The sequence below is a fragment of the Pedobacter sp. L105 genome (assembly GCF_009765875.1).
In the GTDB taxonomy this organism is placed as follows: Bacteria; Bacteroidota; Bacteroidia; order Sphingobacteriales; family Sphingobacteriaceae; genus Pedobacter.
In genome coordinates this window covers 64,534-88,258 of record NZ_LMUP01000005.1, presented here as the reverse complement: position 1 = coordinate 88,258, position 23,725 = coordinate 64,534, and the positions used below count along the sequence as shown (strand labels likewise).

Below are 23,725 nucleotides of genomic sequence, written 5' to 3'. Positions count from 1 at the left end.
CGGCAGATTTTGCCTGTGCTTAATGCTGATGCTTATATTAATGATGAATACAGTTAAAACCAATGCACAATTGTACCGTCAGGATAGCCTGAAGCTGATATCACGCCAGTTTGCTTTTACAGAAGGGCCGGCAGTGAATGCTGAAGGAGATATTTTTTTTACCGACCAGCCCAATAATCAGATCTGGAAATACGGTACGGATGGAAAACTGTCCTTATTTAAAGATCATGCAGGTCGTGCCAATGGAATGTATTTTGCCCGCAATGGTCAGCTCCTGGTTTGCGCCGATGAGCACAATGAACTCTGGTCGGTCAGCAAAAATGGAAAAGTTAAAGTCTTACTGGAGAATGTTGATGGTAAAAAGTTAAACGGGCCCAACGACTTGTGGGCAGACAGCAAGGGAGGAATATATTTCACCGATCCTTATTACCAGCGTGATTACTGGCTGCGTCAGCATGCGGAAATTGAAGGGCAAAAAGTCTATTATCTGCCGCCGGGCAAATCTGCAAAAGTAAGGGTAGTGGCAGAAGATGTGACCAAGCCTAATGGTATTGTGGGAACACCTGATGGTAAGTTTTTATATGTAGCCGATATTCAACGGAATAAAACTTACCGCTACGCAATTGATGCAGGTGGTAATTTAACGGAGCAAAAGCAGGTTGTCAGTCAGGGTGCCGATGGTATCACCATCGATGAAAAAGGAAATCTTTACCTTGCTGGTAACGGAGTATCGATCTATAATCCGGAAGGAAAGCTGATAGGTCATATTGAAGTAAAAGAACCCTGGACTTCAAATGTATGTTTCGGCGGTAAAAATCGTAACCAGTTATTTATCACGGCATCTAAAGCAATCTATTTGATACCTATGCTGGTTAAAGGAGTAGAATAACCCTTGCGGGGTTGGTTTGAACAAACAAAATTATTATCATTGAATTGAATTAATGCTTTTAGCAGCTAAATATTAATGAAAAGAAGATCTTTTGTACAAAAAGCGGGACTTTTAACTGCGGCGATGTTGTCTGGCAAATTACTTGCTTTTGCAGATGACCCGGCTTTTCCTGTAGTCAGGAAGTTGCCTGCATTACGTCGTTTTACCAGTAAAACGATTGATAATGTGGTGTCAGATTTTACGGCTAAAGTAAAAAATAAAGAATTTGCGTGGCTGTTTAATAATTGTTTCCCAAATTCTCTAGATACCTCCGTGGCTTTCGCTACTGTAAATAATTTGCCTGATACTTATGTAAGCAGTGGTGATATCGATGCCATGTGGCTTAGGGACAGCAGTGCTGAAGTATGGGCTTATCTTCCGTTTCTGCGGAAAGATAAAGCCTTAAAAGACATGGTAGCAGGGGTAATAAACAGACAGGTAAAGTTTATTCTTACCGATCCTTATGCCAGTTCGTTTTTTAATGACCCAACAAAGATCTCTGAATTTAAAGACGACTTAACCTCGATGCTGCCTGGCGTTCACGAACGTAAATGGGAACTTGATTCTTTATGTTATCCTATTCGCCTGTCTTACCGCTACTGGCTGCAGACTAAAGATACCAGCCATTTTGATGCAAATTGGCAGGCGGCAATGAAGCTTATCCTGAAAACTTTTAAAGAACAACAACGTAAAGATAATGATGGCCCTTATCATTTCCAGCGTACTACCGCCTGGGCTACGGATAACCTGCCCATGCAGGGATTTGGTTTCCCTGTAAAACCAGTGGGACTGATCTGTTCATCTTTCCGGCCTAGTGAGGACGCGGCTACGTTCTCTTTTCATGTGCCCTCCAATTTCTTTGCCGTACTTAGCCTGAGACAAGCGGCTGAAATGATCCGTGCCGTTAAGGGTGATGAGCAGGTGGCACAGGATATGGAAGCGCTTGCGCTTGAAGTAAGACATGCACTGCAAAAATATGCGATCATTGACCACGAAACCTATGGAAAGGTATTTGCTTATGAAGTTAATGGTTATGGTAGTTATAACCTGATGGATGATGCCAATATCCCCAGTTTACTAGCCCTACCTTACCTTGGGACAGTATCTATGAGTGATCCTATTTACCTGAACACAAGGAAAATGATACTGTCGGCTGATAATCCTTATTTTTATAAAGGTAAGGTAGCAGAAGGTATAGGGGGGCCACATATCGGGAAGAACATGGTATGGCCAATGAGTATTATTGTGAGGGCCCTGACTACTACTGATGAGGGAGAGATCAAAACCTGTCTGAGTATGCTTCAAAAAAGCCATGGGGATACCGGTTTTATGCATGAATCTTTTCATGTAGACAATGCCAGGCAGTATACCCGGGCTTCTTTTCCATGGGTAAATACCATGTTTGGAGAATTGTTATGGAAAACTTATCAGGAAAGACCCGACTTACTGAGTTAACAGCAAAAGAATGTCATTTAAATGAAATATGCGCAGGTGTTAACATTAACTTAACATTGAGTTAGCATATTTGTAACATGTTCCTACCTACACTCGCTGCCGTTTTTTATTTATTTGCAGTTATCGCTGCTTTTAGAATGGAAACGCCTTTAAAAGGATTGTTGTTCGTTCTCGCAGTAGCGGGAGTAAGTGGTATTCTGTATCTCTTCATCCTTTTTCCCGGAATTTCGGGCTTGGTGGTTGCTATTATGCTGGGTGCCTTTATTTTGAAACAGGGCAGCAGGTAATAAAAAGCCACCTGACCATAACGGTCAGATGGTTCGGCTAAAAAATTCGTTTAATGCTGGCTTACCTGTATCGCCGTTTTCTGTGCCGCTACTGTGGTATTCGCTAATCCTTTAGCCCAGATGGTATAAAACGTCTGATCTACCAGTAATACATTTGTCAAGGTAGCTACGATAGTATTTGTAGCTGTGTTCCTTAAATTAATGGTATAAGTAGAGGAAGGGGTAATTGGTTTAAAGCTGGTTAAAGTTTTAAAAGTTTTGCCGGTAAAGGCAGTAGTGTCTCCAACCAATTCCAAACTGTAAGCAATGGAATCTGGTGAAAGATTGGCAAAACGTACCATTGCTTTATGGGTGGGAGGTGTGGTAAACTGATCTTTTACCAGTAAAAAGTTCAATGAATCCCCTTTGTCTACAATATAAAGCGAATGATAATCGCCGGCAACCAGCGTAAATTTATTGGTATATACCACGGACGAGCTGTTTGAATTGGTTACAATACCAGTTCTCTGACCGGGATAGGCACGGACATAATCAATTTTCTGACCGTATAATAAAGGATTGGAGTTTACTCTTGTAGAAGTATTGTCAAGGTAAAAGTCCAGAGAGGTTGAATTAGAAGATGCATTGGTTATTGCCAAAGCAGCAACTTGCTGTGGAGCCTGATAGGAATCATTATTTTTAACGCAGGAACTGAAGGCAACAGTGATACCGAGCAAGGATAGAAAAACACCGGATCTCCGGAAATTTTTTGATAATGGGGTAAATTTAAATCTCATGTTTAATAATTTTAATGATGCTTTTGGTCTTAAAACGCAGGGTAAATGGAGAACGCTACACTATGTTTTGGTATTTTTTAATAAATTTATTTGTTGTAGCGTTTTGACTGGCAGCTACGTTTATACCCAAAATGTAGATGCTGCGTTTAATGCAAGGCAAAAAAAAATAGACAGATTGACTGATAAAATTGGCTTCGCGAAGCGTGGATAATAAAAGTACGGTGTTCGAAGAGATCATCGCGGGTTTGAGTGCCCGTGATGACCGTATACAGGAACGTATATATATCCAGTATTGGGGTTATCTGATGGGCGTAGCTACCCGTTATTTCAAAGACAGGAATATTGCCAGGGAAGTGGTGAACGATAGTTTTATGAAAGCGTTTAAAACCATGTACGACTTTAGGCATGATCATAACCTGGAAGATTTTCAGAAAACATTTAAAGCCTGGCTGGCAAAAATTACAGTTCGCACTGCACTGGATAAAATCAGGGCCAATAAATCTGCATTGATCTATGTAGAGGAATACACTGATGAATTACCGGTAAGTCATGTAGAAGCAGAAGGGAAGTTGTTTGTAGAAGATATACTAAAACTCTTGTATGAACTGCCCGATCTGCACCGCACTGTTTTTAATTTATATGAAATTGAAGGATTTAGCCATGATGAAATCGGTGAGATGCTAACGATACCTGTTAGTTCCAGTCGCACCTACCTGACCAGGGCCAAACAAAAATTAAGGGAGCTCTATTTAAAAAGTATTGAGATTAAGTAATGGAACAGCCTAAAAAAGAATTGATAAAGGGAATTACAGATCTTTTCGAAGATTATGAGGAAACCTATGTTCCGGGCGAATGGGAGTCGTTTATCAAAACCAAAGAAAAGAAACGGGTTTTATTTCCCCTATGGATGAGAATTGCCGCAGTGCTCTTCCTTGTCGCTTCGATACTGTTTTTTAATCGGAAGGATTTTATCCCTCAGGGTCGTACAGAACACCTGGTTTTTCAGAAATCTAAGCCTGGTCAAACGCCTGATCCTGATAAAACTACGGGCGCCGGTTTGGCATCGCCATCGGCAGGCCTTAAGGATACCACTATTCAAAGCGATGCCAGAACTTCTCATGCAAGCTCTGCTACTCAACTTGCAAATAACAATATAGCTGCTGCTGTCAGCGATAAAATATCCGGAATAAAAGTTAATCATCGTTCTGCAACTGATAAAAAACAATCCTCTTCCAATGGAAATCTGCATTTAAATACGTCTACCGCAAAGCTTTCGGCTGAGCAGTTAAAGGAGAAACCCCTGAAAAATCCTGAAACACCAAATACTTTCCTCGAGGAAAAGAAAAACCCGCAAACCGCACAGAACAGAATTGCTGCAACGGCAGTTCCTGCTATTGGAAAACAGGATACTGCTGCAAGCACAAAAAATAAAAAAATGAGTACAATCGATTTCCTGACTGCAGAATCAAAAGCTGGTTCGGTAGCTGTGAAAAGAAAGGAAGCGGGATCCAAATGGGATTTCGGATTGGCTGTCATTCCTTCAGCAACCAGTGCAAGTACCAATGTGGGGGCTGCAGTAACTACTGCATATAGAATTTCCAGCAAATTCTCCATCAGTTCAGGGATCGCGATGGTACAGCTGGAAGGAGGGAAAAGTATCTCGCCGCCTGCTATGGGTAACATGCAGTCTTTTGCACGTACCCTTTCCAGCAAACAGCTGGTGGGTGTGGATGCGAACATTAAAGCGATTGATATTCCTCTTGGATTGGTTTATAATGTGAACAAGCATTATTATACCAGCGCAGGTATCTCTTATTTTAATGTGTTGAGTGATAAGCGTAATAACACAGTTGTTCAGGTTGCGCAGGTTAACCAGATGACTGTCAATCAATTTACAGGAGTTCCTGCTTCTTACAAAGCGCTGGTAAGCCAGGAAGTTTCTGAGCCGGTTACAGATAGTCCTTTACAGGGGAACAGTTATCTTGGTTTTTTTAATTTTTCTATAGGCCGCAAACAGCACATCTTTAATCATTATGATATCCTGATAGAACCTTTCGTTAAACTGCCCATTGGAAAACTTTCTGATGAAGACCTGAAACTGATGAACAGCGGTATCAAGTTCCAGCTGGCTTTCTAATGTTACCACCTTAATATTGCCTCAAACGGTGAAATTTCTCTTTGTTTCTGTATAAATTAATTAAATATTGTTTTTATACTTTTTTAATTACTTTTGGGGATAATTATGTTTTATAATTGGTATTTTAATACTAAACAAATTAACCTCTTATATGAAATCACTAGGACAGAAGTTCAAAACCCTTCGCCTGAAAAGCGGCTACACCCAAAAAGATATTGCAGACATGCTGGAAATATCTGTGCCTGCGTATTCCAAAATTGAAACCGGCCTTACAGATCCCAGCTATAGCCGGGTAATGGAAATTGCTAAAATCCATAAAATGGACCTCAAGCAATTGATCAATGTTGGAGAAGAAAAAGATGCTGCAGATATGCAGATCGAAAGTCTGAATGAAAAAATTGCTGCACTGGAATTAAATGTAATTCGTTTGCAGGGGAAACTCATTGAATTGTATGAAAGAGAAGACCTCGCAGTAAAAAGGTTCAAAACTGAATAATTCTTCTTATTAAATTAACATTAAATATCATTTGAATGTCTCAATTGATAGCTAAATAGTGTAAAATTAAATATTTGTAATACTTTTGGACCATAATTGAATTTCGGTCTAATTATTTATAATGTTGTGGAATGGAAAAGGATGAGATTGTAATTGAGGAGATATTATTAGGGGCAAAGAAGCTGTTTGGAAAACATGGGTTAAAAAAAACAACCATGGAAGAGATCGCTACTGCCGCTGGTAAAGGGAAGAGTACGCTTTATTATTATTTTCCCAGCAAAAATGAGATCTTTGAAGCAGTAGTTGAAGATGAAATGAAAAATGTGGTGAAACGGATACGCGAAGCCGTAAACGTCTCTCTCACTGCAAAAGATAAGCTAAAAGCATTTCTGCAGGCACAGATTACCTCTATCATTGGGTTCCATTCCTTTAAAGAAGTATTATTTGATGATCTGGTGGCCAGTATGAGAATGCTGATCTTTATCAAATCACGATATGAGCAAATCCAGATTGATATGATCAGGGAGATCTTACTGGGAGGCGCTCAGTCGGGAGAATTTAAAGAAATGTCAACAGACAGGATGAATAAAATGTCATTTGTGATGGTAACCGCTTTTCGGGGCCTTCATTTTCCTTTGTCTATTGAGTTATCAGAACTTCAGACCAACGATTATTTTGACGAAATGATAGATATGCTGATAGCAGGCATAGGAAATGACACATTAAAGAAGAAAACGGACTAAAAAATAGAATTAAATCAGTTATTTCATTTTTTTTAACTAAATATACTGGAGAATTTGATAATAAAAAAGGGTGCAAAAAGTTGGATTATTTATTTGACAATAATATTATAGACTAAAATACGGTTATGGTCTAAGAATAATTTACTTTTGTCTATCTTAAAATTAACATATTTTTAATATATTAGAACATCTTTCAGTGCAGTATTTTTAGTATTAAGCTGTAAATGAATAAAATAAAATTATGAATCTATCTGAAGTAAACATTATACAATTCAGGCATGCGTAAAAAATTGGGTGATAGGGTTGCAGCATTTCAAGATGCAAACGCAATTAAGGAAAGAGGATTATATCCTTATTTCAGATCTATAGAGTCAGCACAAGACACTGAGGTCATTATTGAGGGGAAGAAAGTTTTAATGTTCGGTTCAAATTCGTATCTGGGACTGACTAATCATCCGAAGATTAAGGAAGCGGCAAAGTCAGCTATCGATAAGTATGGAACTGGTTGTGCCGGTTCGAGATTTTTAAACGGAACATTAGATATTCACCTTGAACTGGAAAGAAGATTGGCTGCATTTGTAGGCAAGGAAGCTGCTGTGCTTTTTAGTACAGGATTTCAGGTTAACCTGGGTGTAATCTCGTGCTTGCTGGATAGGAATGATTACCTGATCCTGGATGAATATGACCATGCGTCTATCATTGACGGAAGCAGACTTTCTTTTTCACGTTCGATTAAGTATGCACACAATGACATGGATGATCTGCGTAAGAAATTAAGCAGGTTACCGGAAGATTCTGCAAAACTGATTGTTGCTGACGGTATATTCAGTATGGAAGGTGATATTGTTAAGTTACCTGAAATTGTCCAGATTGCCGAAGAATTTGGTGCAAATATCATGATGGATGATGCACACAGTTTAGGCGTAATTGGTTTTAATGGCGCCGGTGTGGCTTCACATTTTAACCTGACTGACAAGGTAGATTTGATCATGGGCACTTTCAGCAAGTCACTGGCTTCCCTGGGTGGTTTTATTGCCGCCAGTGAAGATACGATCGAATTTATTAAACATAGGGCAAGGTCGCTAATGTTCAGTGCCAGTATGCCGCCATCGTCTGTAGCCAGTGTAATCGCTGCATTAGATATCATTGAATCAGAACCAGAAAGAATTGATAAACTTTGGGATAATACAAATTATGCAAAAAAACTACTTTTAGACGCGGGATTTGATATTGGACATACTGACAGTCCGATTATTCCTGTGTACATCAGAGATAATGATAAAACTTTCCTGATCACCAACATCCTTCACAGGAATGGAATTTTTGTCAATCCTGTTGTTTCACCCGCTGTACCGTCAGATTCATCTTTGATTAGATTTTCACTGATGGCTACCCATACTTTTGCCCAGATTGATGAAGCAGTCGAAAAAATGTACGCTGCTTTTAAAGAAGTGCAGTTAACCCCTGTAAAGGTGAGTATATGATAAATATACTTGTCTTGCAAATCTCTTCGCCAGGAATGGCGGGGAGATGACAGAAGACCTATATGAAGAAGCGCGTTTTAATTACTGGAGCAAGTGGTTTCGTAGGATACCATTTAATTGTTGCTGCACTGGCCTCAGATTTAGAGGTATTTGCAGCAGTGAGGCCAAGTAGTGATATTCAGCATCTCGCAAAATTTGATATCAAATATACTTTCCTGGATTTTAATGATTCCGCAAGTCTTGAAAATGAAATGCAGGAGAAGAAGTACAATTATATCATACATGCCTCAGGCATTACCAAAGCTAAAAATAAAGAAGAATACAATGAGGTAAATGCACTTTACAGCCGGAACCTTGCCCTTGCCGCAGTTTCTGCTGGTATTGATCTCCAAAAATTTATATTCGTAAGCAGCCTGGCTGCGCTGGGCCCCCTTCGTGATTTCTCAGAAAGAATTGAAGATGATTCCACACCTCATCCTGTAACCCAATATGGTGAAAGTAAACTGCTGGCAGAACAGTACCTGTCTGCAATTGAAGCATTACCTTTGATCATTATCAGGCCTACCGCTGTTTACGGACCCAGAGAAAAGGATATTTTTATTCTCTTCCAAACCATTAACAAGGGATTGGAACCTCATATTGGTGGTTTTAAGCAGCAGATGAGTTTTATCTATGTAAAGGACCTGGCTAAGGTGATCGTTAAAGCACTGTTCTCGCCTGTAACAAAAGGACAATACAATGTGTCTGATGGGAATATATACGACCGTTATGCTTTGGCAGACGGCGTGAAAAAAGCAATGAAAAAGAGAACGCTGAAATTGCATTTACCCGTTTCTCTGGTAGCATCACTGGCTTCCCTGATGGAATGGCTGTACAAAAATTCTTCGGTCTCGCCCGCATTGAACAAAGAAAAAATGAATGAACTGACTGCAATCAACTGGGCATGCAATATCTTCAGGTTAAACAGGGACATGGCGTTTCGTCCTGATTATAACCTGGAAACAGGCCTGGTAGAAACAGTTAGATGGTACAAAGAAAATAGTTGGTTATAAACAGGGTTAATTAGCAGAAGATATATACAAAATGTTATTTCATAAGATCACATCTACCACCTTTGGTATAGGGTATATCGGTAAAGGAGCAGGGACTGCTGCTGCCGCTGTAACCTGTCTGGTTTGGTATTTTGTGCATCCCGGTGCTTTTAATTTTATACCTGCACTGGTCATCACCTGTCTCATTACCTTGCTTGGTATTTGGTCGGGTAATGTTGTAGAAGCCATCTGGGGCAAAGATCATAACAGGGTAGTGATTGACGAAGTTGCCGGAATGTGTATCACCCTTTTATGGGTTCCTGTTACGTTAACCAATGTCCTGATCGGATTATTATTATTTCGTCTATTTGATATTTTCAAGCCGCTTTTTATCAGGAAACTGGAAGACTTACCAGGGGGATGGGGAGTGATGTTTGACGACGTCCTTGCAGGTGTATATGCGAATATAATGCTGCAGGTGATTATAAGATTTATTATTCATTGATATGGCGACTTTTGTAAAAGCTCAGGTCGCTTCTTTATCGGCCTCAATTATTGACTTTCTTACTACATTAGTCTGTACGCAGGTATTTCATGCGTGGTATCTGCTTGGCAGTGTGCTCGGTACCACAGCTGGCGGAATTGTTAATTTTATGATGGGACGTAACTGGGTGTTTGAATCCCGGGAGCGGCGCATGCATATTCAGGTGTTTAAATATATTTTAGTATGGACCGGAAATTTATTGCTGACCACCGCAGGGGTCTTCCTGGTTACCCATTACCTGCACGTGAATTACATTTTGTCAAAAATAATTGTCTCTTGTACAGTCGGAACCGGTTATAACTTCCTGATGCAAAAGAAATTTGTATTTATTTAATATTGAAAGCATCATGAGCTCGAAACTCCATTTTAAGAACTTCATATTCATTTTTACCCTGGCCCTTTCATTCGTTGTATTCCAGGCCGCTGCACAAACACCCACACCTGCTCCAACTGTGGCGCCAGCGCCTGTGAAAACGGTCATTACAGGTGTAGTAGTTGATGCTGCAGACAGAGACCCTATTCCTTATGCTACGGTTCTTTTTAAAGGAACACAAATCATTACTAAAACTGATGCCGATGGAAAGTTTGTGATTTCCACTTCAGAAAAACACGATCAGCTGATGGTTACTTATGTAGGTTACAAAGCGGCTTTTTATACGATCAAGGTAGGAGAGACACAGGTAATTAATGTAAGGTTGCAATCTGAATCGCAAAGCCTTACCGAAGTAACTATTAAATCCAATAAAAGGCCCGCTTACAGAAATAAAAATAACCCTGCTGTAGAACTGATCAGGAAGGTCATCGAAAATAAAGCGAAAAACCAGAATACGAATTACGATCACGTACAGTATGAGCAATATGAGCAGATGCTGTTCTCCCTGAGTAATTTATCTGACAAGTTTAAAAATAAACGTATTTTCAAAAATTACCAGTTCCTTTTCCAAAAACAGGATTCTACCAAAGTAGGCGGTAAAACTATTCTTCCTATTTTCCTGGAAGAAAAGGTATCAGACAATTATCTGCAGAAATCACCAGAAAAGAAAAAACAGATCTTTACAGGTGATAAACACGTCAATTACGATGCTAAATTTATTGATACAAAAGGCTTAAGTAAATATTTTGAAAGAATGTACGCTGATGTGAACATTTATCAGAGTAACATTTCGCTGATGAGTAACCAGTTCCTGAGCCCGATTGCGGATGTATCGCCAACGTTTTATAAGTTTTTTATAACAGATACGATTAAAACGCATGTGCCTAACCTGATCGAGTTATCTTTTATCCCGAGAAACAATACCGACCTTTTATTTGAAGGTAAGATGTATATCACCATGGATGGCAATTATGCTGTACAGGATGCTTACCTGACCATCAATAAAAACACGAATATTAACTTTGTAAGGACGCTGGAGGCTAAATTGGATTTCGAGAAAAATCCTGATGGCAGGTACCATTTATCTAAGACCGACCTGATCGTAGATTTTGGGATCAATAAAAATGGTGGAACAGGTTTTACAGGTGAGCGTACGGTAATTGTAAAAAATTATCAATTGAATAAACCACAGCCGGCAACGATATATGAAGGATTGGCAGTAACTACTGCACCTACTGCTGAAGCACAATCAGACCAGTTCTGGACAGCGCAGCGTTCGGCAGATACTACCTTGAAAACCAATCTGAAGATCTATAAAAATATTGATACCCTGCAGACTATACCTTCTTTCAAGAGAACAGCAGATTTGCTGACTTTATTCTTTGCAGGCTACAAGAATTTCGGGCCATTTGAAGTAGGTCCGGTAAATACATTTTATAGCTTTAACAGTGTAGAGGGCTTACGTCTTCGTTTAGGTGGTCGTACTACCCCAGAATTGAGTAAAAGGTATTACTTTGAAACGTATGGCGCTTATGGTTTAAAAGACGAGAAGTTTAAGTTTTTTGGAAGTGCAACTTATTCTATCAATAATAAGTCTATCTATGCTTTCCCTCAGGATTATATCAGGGCAAGTTTCCAGAGGGATACTAAAATTCCGGGTCAGGAACTGCAGTTTGTTCAGGAAGACAACTTCCTGCTTTCCTTTAAGCGTGGTGAAAATAATATCTTATTGTATAATGATTACTATAAACTGGATTACAAGAAAGAGTTTGAAAGCCATTTTTCTTATGAGCTGACCGCACAGAAATGGACACAAGCTCCCGCAGGTGCTTTGGTTTATCAAAATACAGAAAATAACACCATCAACTCAGTTGATCAGGTGACCACTTCTGAGGTAAGCTTAACGCTGCGTTATGCACCGAATGAGAAGTTTTATCAGGGTAAGATCTACAGGGTGCCGATCATTGATAAAGATCCTATCTTCACACTGAACTATACACAGGGCTTCAAAGGTGTATTTGATGGTCAGTATAATTTCCAGAACGTTATCGGACGTATTGACAAACGTGTTTATCTTTCCCAGTTCGGTTATTCTGATGTCACGCTCGAAGGTGGTTATACTTTTGGTAAGGTGCCCTTTCCATTAATGACCATCCACCGTGCCAACCAGACTTATGCTTATCAGCTGGATTCTTATAACTTAATGAACTTCCTGGAGTTTGTCAGTGATCACTATAGCAGTTTGTATATTGATCATCATTTCAATGGCTTCTTCTTTAATAAAATACCATTGATCAAAAAACTGAAATTAAGGGAAACAATATCGTTCAAAGCATTGTATGGTGGGGTAAGATCCGAGAATAATCCAAATAATGATCCTTCTCTATTCAGATATCCAACCAATGCGGCAGGCCAGCAAACTACTTATGCATTGGGCAGAACGCCATATATGGAGGGGAGTGTGGGTATCGGTAATATATTTAAGATATTACGTATAGACATGGTGAAGCGTTTTAATTACCTTAATAATCCAGGTGTCTCCCAATATGGTCTGAGGGCACTGGCTAAATTAGATTTTTAATAGAATAGAATAAAAAACAGCGTATTATGCAAGCATTATCATTTCGTGATCGTTTACAGCAAATGATTTATAAGGTCATTAACCCTTTTGTTAAAGGCCTCATCAGGATGGGTCTCACGCCAAACGCGGTGACCACTATTGGCCTGATCTTAAACATTGGTGTAGCAGTGATCTTTGTTTTTGGTGCAGAAGAAAGTAACAGGGGCGATCTTTCCTTTATTGGCTGGGGTGGTGCGCTGGTACTTTTTGCGGGCTTATTTGATATGCTCGATGGTCAGGTCGCCAGATTGGGAAATATGAGTTCTACTTTTGGGGCATTGTATGATTCTGTATTGGACCGCTACAGTGAAATGATCATGTTCCTGGGAATCTGTTATTACCTGGTTTCCCACCATTATTTTTTAAGCTCACTGTTTGCCTTTATCGCTTTGATCGGTTCCATTATGGTAAGTTATACCAGGGCCAGGGCAGAAGGATTAGGCGTACAAAGTAAAGGTGGATTAATGCAGCGCCCGGAACGTGTGGTAACTATTGGTATCTGTGCTTTAGCCTGTGGCATTACCGGCCATTATATTGGTGGTGATTATAAGATCTATGTACCAGGAATTTCTTTTCACATTTTTGAAACCATGTCTATCTTTACTATTCCCATCACCGTGATGGCAGTAATGACAAATATTACAGCGATAAAAAGATTAATTGATGCGAAAAAATCATTGGATGCGAGAGAGTTATTGGAAAAAGAAGAAGTAAAGGAAGAACCGGTGCAAAAACAACGCGCATTGCCGGCGGTAGTGATCGGATTATTTTTGCTGACCAGCTTATTAAGTTTAGGAAACGTAAGTACAGCTTTTTCACAAACACAGGATACAAGTGATCCTTCGCCGCTCAAATTTCCTGTACCTAAAGGGATTTCTAATGAGTTATTTTATTTGCAGCGCGACCCCAATACGAATACAATTATCTGCCAGCTTAATGTAGACGGCCAGGGCGTAGTGGATAAAGACCAGCCTGTGCTGATCTATTGGTTGCGCTACCAGGAAAATGGGGAAAGAAAGGAGCTTGGATATATTCAGCGCAAGTTTGCTTACGGAGTAGAATCTAAGTTTATTGGTAAAGATCAATACGAATTACGTTTCGTTTCGCATAAAAAATTACCCATGTATCTCATTAAATCTGAAGAAGATAAAAAATATCATGTTTATGTGACAGTAAATAACAAAAAGATTCAAATAGAACGCATATTTTTGCGGATAGAAGGCGGTTCATTCTGGTTGCCTAATGTAAAATACGTAGAGATCAAAGGCATGAACACTTCAACCAATAGTTTAATTACCGAACGGATAAAAATCTAAAACCATGAAAAAGAATTTTATTTCGAACTCGTCCGATTCTATAAGAATGTTTAAAAATGACTTTTTGGAGAATCTGTCAAAAGTTCATTATCTAGTACCTCTGGTTGTATTTGTTCCTACAATCATATTTCTAGGCTATCTCTCTTTTACCAGTGAACATATGGACTTTCTTCATTTTATTGAATGGTTTGCCATTGGCTTATTTATCTGGACCATTACGGAATATATTATGCACCGCTGGGTATTTCATTATTATCCTTCTTCTAAAATAGGGCAGCGGATACATTTTATTTTCCATGGCGTACACCATGATTATCCAAATGATGCGAAAAGGTTAGTGATGCCGTTATCCGCGAGCATTCCTATGGCTACGGCCTTATATTTCATGTTCCTGTACCTTTTACCTTCAGGAACGATATACGCATTTTACACTGGTTTCCTGGTGGGATATCTGATCTATGACGAGTTACATTATGCCTTGCATCATGCCAATTTTAAAAGCCCATTTTGGAAAAAATTAAAACAACACCATATGTTACATCATTATTCAGATCCTTCCAAAGGTTATGGCGTGAGCTCTGCAATTTGGGATAAGGTCCTTGGATCAGATTTCGATAAAAAATAATGTCAGAAAAGTTAGGGTCTAACCAGCCATTTTACAATATCAAGGACATCGTGATCGTTACCGCGATGTCCTTATTTTATCTTGTTCTTTCCTATTACTTAGTAGGGTTCAATTCCAACCAGGTAGTGCTGGTGCTGATCTTTAACGGACTCTATTATGCTTCGGTACCTACCAGGAAATTCATTCTTGGTTTTTCTATCTTCATTGTGTATTGGATCCTGTTCGATTACATGAAGGCCTTTCCTAATTATAATTTCAATAGGGTTCATATCCGTGAATTATATGAGCTGGAAAAACACCTGTTTGGTATTCATTCCAATGGGGTATTGTTAACTCCTAATGAATATCTGCGTATCCATGGAAGTGCATGGATCGATATCGTTGGTGGAATATTCTACCTGATGTGGATCCCTGTTCCCCTGGGCTTTGCCGCTTATCTGTTTTTTGCAAAAAAAGAGGAGTTTCTTAAGTTTTCCATGACCTTTGTTTTGGTTAACCTGATCGGTTTTGTAATTTATTATCTGTACCCTGCAGCACCGCCATGGTATGTACAATACCACGGTTTTGTATTTATCGCACATACGCATTCCAATCCCGCAGGACTGATTAAATTTGACCATCTGCTAAAGGTTGGTATCTTCCAGTCCATTTACAGACAGGGTTCCAATGTTTTTGCAGCAATGCCCTCCCTGCATTCTTCTTATCCGGTAATTGTATTATATTATGGAATAAAAAACAGGTTGGGAGCTGTTAATCTGATCTTTGGAACAGTAGTTCTTGGAATTTGGTTTACAGCGGTATATGCCAGTCACCATTACGTGCTGGATGTATTTGCTGGTATTACCTGTGCCATAACGGGCATCCTCCTGTTTAACTGGTTGCTAAAACGCCAGCCGCTGAATGCCTTCGTAGAAAAAATGCTGGTGGTTATCCGCTAGATATTGTCTAAATTAGGAGTGTAATTATAAAATTGTGACAGCGATACCTTCTATCAGATTATCTGAATTGACCACGCAGATCCATGATACCATTAGTGGTGTTTTCGGGTCACGTACGTTCTGGGTAATTGCTGATGTAACAAGTCACACGTATAAACCACAAAGTAACTTTCATTATTTTGAACTGGTAGAAAAAGATCAGTCTTCTGTAAAGATCCTCGCTAAAATAGGGGCCAGGGCATGGGGGAATGCTGCTGTGAATATCTCTAACTTTGAAAAAGCTACCGGTCAGCAATTTAAAAATGATATCAATGTACTCGTGCAGGTAGCTGTACAATATAACCCTGCTTTTGGACTGCAGCTAAACTTACTGGATATTGATACCAACTTCACACTGGGCAGGTTTGAACAGCAGCGCAAAGAAACGCTCCATAGGCTGCTCAGGGATAACCCCGCTTTCATCAGACTTGAAGGCGGACAATACCTTACCCGAAATAGTGCACTGCCCTTAAATAGTGTATTGCAACGCATTGCAGTCATCTCCTCGGCTACCTCCGCGGGATACCAGGATTTCAGGCATACGCTGGAAAATAATACTTTTGGTTATCATTTTGAGATCGATGACTACTTTGCCCTGGTGCAGGGAGAAGGAAATGCGAAACAGTTTTTACAAAAGCTGATTGAGGTATTTGATTCAGGTAAAAAATACGATGCACTGCTGATCATCAGGGGCGGAGGTGCCCAGACAGATTTCCTCATCTTTGATAATTACGAACTGAGCCGTGCCGTCGCGAAATTTCCCATTCCGGTAATCACTGGGATAGGGCACCAGAAAAATGAAACGATTGCCGACCTGATGGCGCACACTTCTACAAAAACCCCTACCAAAGCAGCAGAACTGCTGATTGCCCACAACAGGAATTTCGAAGAATTGATGTTGTCTATCCAGCAGCAATTGGTGATCAAGACCTTTCAAATGATGACCTATCATAAGGAACAGCTAAACCATCTCAATCAGATCACCATTAATTCGGTGAAAAACCTGCTGCATGAAAAACACAGGGACATGCTTAACCTTTCCGGAATGATCCTCACCAATCCCAGGATCATCATTTCCAATAAAAGAAAAGACCTCAGCAACCTGCTAACCAATTTTACTTCTTTCAGCCGCATGTATTTCACCAATCAGGTAAGGTATATCGGTCATTTTGAATCTGTGGTGCGCTTAATGAGCCCGCAAAATATATTAAACAAAGGTTTTGCAATTGTAAAGGTAAACGGGGTTATCGCCGGCAATGCCGATAAAATCACTCCGGGAATGGAGATGACCGTTACTCTTGCCCAGACAGAAATTCGTACTAAAGTAATCGCTAAATCACCCCAACATGGAAAAGAATTTGAATTATGAAGAAGCCTACAGTGAGCTGTCACAGATCGCCAGGGAAATAGAAACGGAAGCTGTTTCAGTAGATATACTGGCAGAAAAAGTAAAACGTGCATCAGAACTGATCGCCTTTTGCCAAACCAAGCTCCGCTCTACCGAAACGGAGGTCAACAAAATTATAAAGCAGATGGAAAACCAACCCTTATAAAACCTTCGATAATTGTTAACTTCGTCAAGAAATAATTTAAACAGCTCATGTTAGTATACAGCCCCGAAGAAGAAGAAGAGTTTTTTGATCAGATAGAACAGGTTTACCTGCTGGCAGAAGCTGAGGATATTGAAGCCGCAGAAGAACTGCTGCTGGAGATTGAAGGTTCTATCCCAGATCCCAAAGAAAGCTGCAGTGTTGGTTCACTCATGCTGGATAATATTTACTCTTTTTATGATCAGATTGGCCAGGTGGAAAAAGCACTGCCTTTTTTCCTGACTGAAACGGCTTACCTGCAAGAGAAAATGCAAACCGAACCAGTAAAAGGTATCGTCCATTTCGTTACTACCGGAAGCATTTATTATGCACTGGAAGACCTGGATAAAGCAAGGGAATATTTTAAGATCGCCTTTAAATTAGGAAAGAAAAAAGTTTTTGCAGATTACAATCCTGATTTTCTTTTCATGGCCTTAGCCGCTGATGAGGATTTTGAAGATTTTAAAAAGAACTATGTTCCTGCAGATGAGGATGAAGAAGACGATGAACTGACGGATGAACAGCAGGATCTGATGGACAGCTATTGTGAAAAAGGTAACCACGAGATGGACGAAGAAAACTATGCTGCTGCTGCCGAATGGTTTCAGAAAGCTTACGCTGTGTTACCTGAACCTCAGGAAGACTGGGAAGCTACAGGTTACATTACCGCTTCTTTAGGAGATGCTTTATTTAGCGCAGGTAATTTTGCAGGTGCTCTGGAGCAAATGCTGATTGCCAATACTTTTTACGGCACCGAAAATAGTAACCCATTTGTATTGCTACGTTTGGGAGAAGCTTATTTTGAACTGGGCCAGGAAGAAAAAGCATTGGGATATTTACTGACTGCTTATCAAATGGAAGGACAACAGCTGTTTGATGATGATAAAAAGTATCTTAAGTTCCTGAAAAAACACCACGAGCTTTAATTAAGCTGATATACATTTAAACAGCAGCTGCTCATTTTATTAAGCGATGAGTAGCTGTTGTTGGATTACACTGACCAGCAAATCGATATCAAAAGGTTTGTGAATTACTTCATCGGCACAAATATCTTTTACTACTTCGGCCTTAGGATGGGTAGACAATACAATAACAGGGATATGGCTGGTGTCTTCTGCGGCCTTTATGGATTGGCAGATGGCAGTTCCTTCCGGCGTAGGAGTAATTACATCCAAAAGAATAGCGTCTGGCTGAAAGTCTTTAATATGGCTGAATACTTCTTTATCCGATGAGATCAAATCAACATTGTAGCCATGATCAGTGAGGATGTATTCAATTAGATCAAGAATGTCTTTATTCTTTTCTAATACCAGTATCTTCTTTTTCATAAATCGATTTATAGTTCCAGACAGGCCTTAAACTGATGAAATACTGGAATATACAAATATAGATAGAAAAATTAAAATTGAATAGATATAAAGTCACATTTTAATTGGGCAGGTACTTCCTGATCATATTGGTTAGGTTATCCAGATCGAAAGGCTTACTGATAAAATCCTGCGCACAGGCCTTTTCCTGTACAAATTCCTGGGCAGCATGTGCAGACATCATAATAATAGGGATATGGCTAATCGCAGGATCTTTTTTAAGCTCTTCACAAAGTTCCAATCCGTTTCCATCTGGCAGCATAATATCAAGCAACATCAGGTCGGGCAGGCCAGTTTCCAGTTGCTGATGAAATTGTTTTAGTGTTTCTGCCTCTGTCACTTCGTAACCTATTTCATTGAGGATATAACTCACAATAAACCTGATATCCTCATCATCTTCCAAAATATATATTTGTTTAGCCATCTACATTTATTTGTGTGATTATAGAACCAATGAGGGGCAAAATTGTTTTATCTCATTTATTTGACCATTAAAATGAAATTAAAATGCGGATTTATTCGTTTATTTCTTAAAAGTTATATATTTGGCCAATATTAATAAAATTAGAACATGGAAAAATTTACAAAACTAAAAGAATTGCTTGCTTCAGTTGAAGCTGATGCAGACAAATTTTACAATTCTGGAAACAGTGCAGCAGGTACAAGGGTACGTAAAGCCATGCAGGATTTAAAAGTTCTTGCTCAGGACATTCGTACTGAAGTAACAGAGAAAAAAAATTCAGCTAAATAATTTTAGCACAACCTAACCTAAAAGAGGGTATTCAAAGGGAAAGTATCTGGGCGTGAAAGCCTTTTTACTTATTTTGATACCCTCTTTGTATTTTACATTTATGTCCTATCAAGCAGCTCCGGAACGTTATCAAAACATGTTATACCGCCGCAGTGGTAAAAGCGGATTAAAATTATCAGCCATATCCCTGGGTTTATGGCATAATTTCGGTCACGTAGATCAATTGGAAAATTCCAGGGATATTCTTAAACTCGCCTTTGACAGTGGGATTACCCATTTTGATCTCGCTAATAACTACGGACCGCCTCCGGGCTCAGCAGAAGAGAATTTCGGCAGGATCTTAAAACAGGATTTTTCGGCTTACCGGGACGAAATGATCATCTCTACCAAAGCAGGTTATACCATGTGGGACGGGCCTTATGGCGACTGGGGCTCTAAGAAATATCTGGTATCTAGTCTCGACCAGAGTTTAAAACGCATGGGACTGGATTATGTGGATATTTTTTATCATCACCGTCCAGATCCCGAAACCCCGCTGGAAGAAACCATGGCAACGCTCGATCTGATGGTTCGTCAGGGTAAAGCGCTGTATATTGGGATTTCAAATTATACTGCTCCTCAGGCAGCTGAAGCCATAGCACTATTAAAAGACCTGGGTACACCTTGTCTGATCCACCAGCCTAAATATTCCATGTATGAAAGGTGGATAGAGAATGGGTTGCTGAATATCCTGGAAACAGAAGGAGTAGGGTGTATACCTTTTTCTCCGCTGGCACAGGGTTTACTGACCAACAAATACCTGCATGGTATTCCTGAAGATTCAAGGGCAGCTAAACCGAGCGGGTTTTTAAAGGAAAGTCAGATCACTCCAGAAGTTCTTTCTCAATTAACAAAGTTAAATGTCCTGGCTTTGGAACGTGAACAGAGCCTGGCCCAAATGGCTTTGTCGTGGATATTGCGTGATGAAAGGATTACCTCGGTACTGGTAGGGGCAAGCAAAGCCTCACAACTGGCAGATTCTTTAAAATGCCTGAACTATCTTCACTTTAGTCAGGAAGAATTGCAGCGTATTGACCAGATCCTGGCCAGTTAAAAAAAGAAATATATATTAAATGACCATAGAAGAAAAGATTCAATCCGCAGAAACGCGGATATTTAAAGCTGTATTCCCCAATACCACCAATCATTATGATACGCTTTTTGGTGGTACGGCAATGATGATGATGGATGAGGTAGCTTTTATCACTGCTACAAGGTTTAGCCGCCAGAGAATGGTTACTATCAGTAGCGACAGGATAGATTTTACCAAACCCATTCCAGCAGGAACAATTGTAGAATTAGTTGGGTCTATTACCCATATCGGTAATACCAGTATGAAAGTTAAAGTAGATATTTTTGTAGAACAGATGTATTCTGATCATCGTGAAAAGGCAGTGAGCGGGGAGTTTTCTTTTGTCGCGATTGATGAAAACAAAAAGCCTACTGCCATATTGAAATAGGATGGACTGATTTGTTTCGTTAAGCCTTGTTGTGATTGATATAACATCCTTATTTAGTGACGTATTACCCTATGATAAAATAGGTTGAATACTTAATTTTATCGAGTTGTTTATTTGATACAGGTCAAAGGACAACCTGATTCACGGCCAGAATATGCAGCTTTGCTGCAAAAAAAAACAGGGGTAACCGAAAGGCACCCCTGTTTTTTTGTGGAATCGAATTAAATACCCAGTTTTTTGCTGATAGCAGCTGGTACGCCACCTTTGTTCAATAAGAAAGCAGTGGTTTTATATTTCACATAGTTTTTAGTCACGTATAAATAACCTTTGTAATCATTGGTTGCACCCCATGAGTTTTTAACGATGTAATACTCTTTACCATTCTGATCTTTTGCTAAACCTACGATGTGCATACCATGGTCATCAGTGGTCTGGTAATTATTGAAAGCTGCCTGACGGTTAGCCTGCGTGATTTCCATTTCTGGTTTCGGGCCACTGAACATTGTTTGCTGCTCTTCCGCAGACATCTCTTCTACAGGTTTAGCAGGGATATAAGCTACACCGTTTTTATAAGAGAATGATTTCTCACTTACATCTGTTGCCCACGCTACAGAATAGCCTTTTTTCAATGCATTATCGATAATATCAGTGATTTCATTCACCTGTACATTATAAACCTGATCGAACGACCAGTTGTCCGGTACCAAAAGGGTGAATTTGCTGTAAAAAGGATGATCGTTAAACGAAGAAATCTCTACGTAATCATCTGGTTTTATACCCACAACTTCCTTAGCAAAAGTTTGCGGCGTGTAGCTTTTGCCTTTGTAATCGAATTTCTCAGGAACTTCACCCAGGTAAGCATCAATTACGCCAGTATAAGCTTTTTGCCAGTTAGGGGTTAAAGTGCCATTGCCATTTTTAACTACAGCTTCCAGTACGCCGCTCATGATAGCGCCCAGCTCACCGAATTTGTTGATTTTAGTACCATAGTTTAAACCTGTATAATCGATCTGTGGCATCGCACCGTATTTTCTATACATGTTAATTACATCATGCAGCTCACCTCCATCGCCCAGTGAAACCGATCCGTGCATACGCACATAGTTAATTCCCTTTTCTACATACACATTCCGTGCAGAAAACATTTCAGACAGGGTTACAGGCTCTTTTCCCATTCTTATCATTTCCGATTCCAGGAAAGAGTTGGTAGAATAACTCCAGCAGGTTCCGGAAGAACCTTGATTTTTAACGGAGGTGTTTTCCAGGTTGATTACATCCGTAAACTTGAAACCTGCGGTACTGTTGGCCGACTGGTTGTTCTTTAACGAGTTAACCAGGTTATCCTGGGCAAAACCAAAGGCCGAAGTGAATAGTAGTCCTGTGGCGAGGATTACTGGTTTAATTAATAATTTAGTCATATTGTGTGTTAAATTAGCATACTGCTGAAATCTATTTTGCAACAGTATTGCGTTAATGTATCTTTGCCGGGCAATGTACAATATTTCGGTAGTTTTTAAAAAGAACGATCAAAAATTACCGCTGAGGAATTGTAACTAATTTATGATGATGACCAGAATGTGATGAAAGCTAAAGAAGTAACACTATTAACCGGATTTTTAGGTGCAGGAAAAACAACCGTCCTGAATGCGGTGATATCAGGAATGAAAGACACCCGCTTTGCCATTATCGAAAATGAAATTGGTGAAGAAAGTATAGATGCAGAACTGATCCTGAAAGGGGAGGATGATATCATAGAGTTGAATAACGGATGTCTCTGCTGTACCCTGAACGATAACTTATACGATCTGCTAAACAGCTTGTGGGACAAAAGAGAATCATGGGACCACCTGATCATTGAAGCTACCGGAATTGCCGATCCTGCAAATATTGCACACCCTTTTTTAACCAACGACAATGTAAAACGTGGTTTCGACCTGAAAAGGGTAATTTGCATTGTAGATGCCGAACTGATCGAAGACCAGCTAAAAGATCGCCCTGAGGCTATCCAGCAGATTGCTTTCAGTGATATTATCCTGCTGAATAAAGTGGAGAAAGTAAGTGCAGAATACCTTATTGAACTTCAGGGAATATTAAAAACGATCAATCCCTTTGCATCAGCACTGGTTGCTTCCGGACAGGATTTTAAGATCAAAACTATGTTTGCCAGGGAACGTTATGCCAATTTCTACAGTAACCCCAAACCTGTGGTTACCCCGAGGGGAATCTTCAGTCTGGGTAGCGGAACACTTGAAAAACAATCTCTGGTTGCTTCTTCAAGTTCACATAACCGTCACGAGCACAGTGATATTGAAACTATTTTGTTGAAGTATAAAGAGAGTATGAACGCCAGCGAACTGGAGCATAGGATGATGGTGTTTCTCATATTGCAGTCGGCCAGTGTTTACCGCGTAAAAGGTATTATTTACAGCCACCTTTTTGAGAGCCGGTTGGTACTGCAAACGGTTGGGAAATCTTTGGCGATCACGCTTGGGGAAACCTGGCTTCCTGATGAGGTAAAGGAAACTAAAATTGTGATCATTGGTAAACAGCTTAAGGTTCATGGTTTTGATAAGATGTTCCGCACTTGTTTGTATCCCAATGCAGCAGATCAAACTTAAACAGGTCCTTTATAAGGAGTATTTAAAACCGTAACTATTTTCCGTATTTATTCTTTTTATCATACCAGCTTTGGCAGCCTTTCTAACTCGATAATTCAAATTTAGTGAC

Annotated in this window: 26 protein-coding genes; 22 read left to right on the top strand and 4 right to left on the bottom strand. The window is 39.7% G+C overall.

Going from position 1 to position 23,725, the window contains the following annotated elements:
• Positions 1-40 precede the first annotated feature (40 nt).
• The 3 genes from GSQ84_RS11845 (at position 41) to GSQ84_RS11835 (ending at position 2,670) form a co-directional block, all read left to right on the top strand.
• Positions 41-889, top strand: a complete 849-nt coding sequence (locus GSQ84_RS11845) for an SMP-30/gluconolactonase/LRE family protein (RefSeq protein ID WP_254070843.1) — start codon at positions 41-43, stop codon at positions 887-889.
• 75 nt (positions 890-964) lie between these two features.
• The gene (locus GSQ84_RS11840; RefSeq protein ID WP_158797478.1) at positions 965-2,383 is read left to right on the top strand and encodes a glycoside hydrolase family 125 protein; all 1,419 of its coding nucleotides are present in this window, start codon (positions 965-967) and stop codon (positions 2,381-2,383) included.
• Between the two features lie 77 nt (positions 2,384-2,460).
• Positions 2,461-2,670, top strand: coding sequence for a hypothetical protein (locus GSQ84_RS11835; RefSeq protein ID WP_158797477.1), 210 nt, complete (start codon positions 2,461-2,463; stop codon positions 2,668-2,670).
• A 50-nt stretch (positions 2,671-2,720) separates the two neighbouring features.
• On the opposite strand, the gene GSQ84_RS11830 is transcribed toward GSQ84_RS11835, so the two are convergent.
• Positions 2,721-3,446 (bottom strand): DUF4397 domain-containing protein, encoded by a 726-nt coding sequence (locus GSQ84_RS11830; RefSeq protein ID WP_158797476.1) that lies wholly within the window; start codon positions 3,444-3,446, stop codon positions 2,721-2,723.
• Positions 3,447-3,649: 203 nt separating this feature from the next.
• Between GSQ84_RS11830 and GSQ84_RS11825 the strand changes: the two genes are divergently transcribed.
• The 15 genes from GSQ84_RS11825 (at position 3,650) to GSQ84_RS11755 (ending at position 18,307) form a co-directional block, all read left to right on the top strand.
• Positions 3,650-4,219: an RNA polymerase sigma factor gene (locus tag GSQ84_RS11825; RefSeq protein WP_254070842.1), complete on the top strand. Its 570-nt coding sequence runs from the start codon at positions 3,650-3,652 to the stop codon at positions 4,217-4,219.
• Positions 4,219-5,583, top strand: coding sequence for a hypothetical protein (locus GSQ84_RS11820; protein ID WP_158797475.1), 1,365 nt, complete (start codon positions 4,219-4,221; stop codon positions 5,581-5,583). The genes GSQ84_RS11825 and GSQ84_RS11820 overlap by 1 nt, the downstream gene beginning before the upstream one ends.
• Positions 5,584-5,734: 151 nt before the next feature.
• Positions 5,735-6,079 carry a helix-turn-helix domain-containing protein gene (locus tag GSQ84_RS11815; protein ID WP_158797474.1) on the top strand — a complete coding sequence of 115 codons (345 nt, stop codon included), beginning with the start codon at positions 5,735-5,737 and terminating at the stop codon, positions 6,077-6,079.
• Positions 6,080-6,210: 131 nt separating this feature from the next.
• Positions 6,211-6,822 (top strand): TetR/AcrR family transcriptional regulator, encoded by a 612-nt coding sequence (locus GSQ84_RS11810; RefSeq protein WP_158797473.1) that lies wholly within the window; start codon positions 6,211-6,213, stop codon positions 6,820-6,822.
• A gap of 278 nt (positions 6,823-7,100) precedes the next feature.
• Positions 7,101-8,306 carry an aminotransferase class I/II-fold pyridoxal phosphate-dependent enzyme gene (locus GSQ84_RS11805; RefSeq protein WP_158797472.1) on the top strand — a complete coding sequence of 402 codons (1,206 nt, stop codon included), beginning with the start codon at positions 7,101-7,103 and terminating at the stop codon, positions 8,304-8,306.
• Positions 8,307-8,368: 62 nt separating this feature from the next.
• Positions 8,369-9,358 carry an NAD(P)-dependent oxidoreductase gene (locus GSQ84_RS11800; RefSeq protein ID WP_158797471.1) on the top strand — a complete coding sequence of 330 codons (990 nt, stop codon included), beginning with the start codon at positions 8,369-8,371 and terminating at the stop codon, positions 9,356-9,358.
• A gap of 31 nt (positions 9,359-9,389) precedes the next feature.
• Entirely contained in the window at positions 9,390-9,842 is a 453-nt protein-coding gene (locus GSQ84_RS11795) for a phosphatidylglycerophosphatase A (protein WP_158797470.1), read from the top strand.
• Position 9,843: 1 nt separating this feature from the next.
• Positions 9,844-10,215, top strand: coding sequence for a GtrA family protein (locus GSQ84_RS11790; protein ID WP_158797469.1), 372 nt, complete (start codon positions 9,844-9,846; stop codon positions 10,213-10,215).
• A gap of 13 nt (positions 10,216-10,228) precedes the next feature.
• On the top strand, positions 10,229-12,835 hold the full coding sequence (locus GSQ84_RS11785; protein WP_158797468.1) for a DUF5686 and carboxypeptidase-like regulatory domain-containing protein: 2,607 nt from the start codon (positions 10,229-10,231) through the stop codon (positions 12,833-12,835).
• 26 nt (positions 12,836-12,861) lie between these two features.
• Positions 12,862-14,190: a DUF4833 domain-containing protein gene (locus tag GSQ84_RS11780; RefSeq protein ID WP_158797467.1), complete on the top strand. Its 1,329-nt coding sequence runs from the start codon at positions 12,862-12,864 to the stop codon at positions 14,188-14,190.
• A gap of 4 nt (positions 14,191-14,194) precedes the next feature.
• The gene (locus tag GSQ84_RS11775; protein ID WP_158797466.1) at positions 14,195-14,815 is read left to right on the top strand and encodes a sterol desaturase family protein; all 621 of its coding nucleotides are present in this window, start codon (positions 14,195-14,197) and stop codon (positions 14,813-14,815) included.
• On the top strand, positions 14,815-15,753 hold the full coding sequence (locus tag GSQ84_RS11770; RefSeq protein WP_158797465.1) for a phosphatase PAP2 family protein: 939 nt from the start codon (positions 14,815-14,817) through the stop codon (positions 15,751-15,753). The genes GSQ84_RS11775 and GSQ84_RS11770 overlap by 1 nt, the downstream gene beginning before the upstream one ends.
• A 34-nt stretch (positions 15,754-15,787) precedes the next feature.
• Positions 15,788-17,161, top strand: coding sequence for an exodeoxyribonuclease VII large subunit (gene xseA / locus GSQ84_RS11765; protein ID WP_254070841.1), 1,374 nt, complete (start codon positions 15,788-15,790; stop codon positions 17,159-17,161).
• Positions 17,139-17,345, top strand: a complete 207-nt coding sequence (gene xseB, locus GSQ84_RS11760; protein ID WP_158797464.1) for an exodeoxyribonuclease VII small subunit — start codon at positions 17,139-17,141, stop codon at positions 17,343-17,345. Before xseA ends, xseB begins: the two co-directional genes overlap by 23 nt.
• Positions 17,346-17,392: 47 nt before the next feature.
• Positions 17,393-18,307: a lipopolysaccharide assembly protein LapB gene (locus GSQ84_RS11755; protein ID WP_158797463.1), complete on the top strand. Its 915-nt coding sequence runs from the start codon at positions 17,393-17,395 to the stop codon at positions 18,305-18,307.
• Between the two features lie 39 nt (positions 18,308-18,346).
• Here GSQ84_RS11755 and GSQ84_RS11750 read toward each other — a convergent pair whose 3' ends face one another.
• Positions 18,347-18,709, bottom strand: coding sequence for a response regulator transcription factor (locus tag GSQ84_RS11750; RefSeq protein WP_158797462.1), 363 nt, complete (start codon positions 18,707-18,709; stop codon positions 18,347-18,349).
• A gap of 100 nt (positions 18,710-18,809) precedes the next feature.
• Positions 18,810-19,172 carry a response regulator transcription factor gene (locus tag GSQ84_RS11745; protein ID WP_158797461.1) on the bottom strand — a complete coding sequence of 121 codons (363 nt, stop codon included), beginning with the start codon at positions 19,170-19,172 and terminating at the stop codon, positions 18,810-18,812.
• Positions 19,173-19,319: 147 nt separating this feature from the next.
• On the opposite strand from GSQ84_RS11745, the gene GSQ84_RS11740 reads away from it, so the two are divergent.
• From GSQ84_RS11740 to GSQ84_RS11730, 3 genes are all read left to right on the top strand, one after another.
• Positions 19,320-19,499 (top strand): histone H1, encoded by a 180-nt coding sequence (locus GSQ84_RS11740; protein ID WP_158797460.1) that lies wholly within the window; start codon positions 19,320-19,322, stop codon positions 19,497-19,499.
• Between the two features lie 100 nt (positions 19,500-19,599).
• A complete protein-coding gene (mgrA, locus tag GSQ84_RS11735; RefSeq protein WP_158797459.1) occupies positions 19,600-20,592 on the top strand; it encodes an L-glyceraldehyde 3-phosphate reductase in 993 nt (330 codons plus the stop codon).
• Positions 20,593-20,611: 19 nt separating this feature from the next.
• Positions 20,612-20,998 carry an acyl-CoA thioesterase gene (locus GSQ84_RS11730; RefSeq protein ID WP_158797458.1) on the top strand — a complete coding sequence of 129 codons (387 nt, stop codon included), beginning with the start codon at positions 20,612-20,614 and terminating at the stop codon, positions 20,996-20,998.
• A gap of 221 nt (positions 20,999-21,219) precedes the next feature.
• On the opposite strand, the gene GSQ84_RS11725 is transcribed toward GSQ84_RS11730, so the two are convergent.
• Positions 21,220-22,416: an aminopeptidase C gene (locus GSQ84_RS11725; RefSeq protein ID WP_158797457.1), complete on the bottom strand. Its 1,197-nt coding sequence runs from the start codon at positions 22,414-22,416 to the stop codon at positions 21,220-21,222.
• A 162-nt stretch (positions 22,417-22,578) separates the two neighbouring features.
• Between GSQ84_RS11725 and GSQ84_RS11720 the strand changes: the two genes are divergently transcribed.
• Positions 22,579-23,616 (top strand): GTP-binding protein, encoded by a 1,038-nt coding sequence (locus GSQ84_RS11720; protein ID WP_158797456.1) that lies wholly within the window; start codon positions 22,579-22,581, stop codon positions 23,614-23,616.
• The last annotated feature ends 109 nt before the right edge of the window (positions 23,617-23,725 follow it).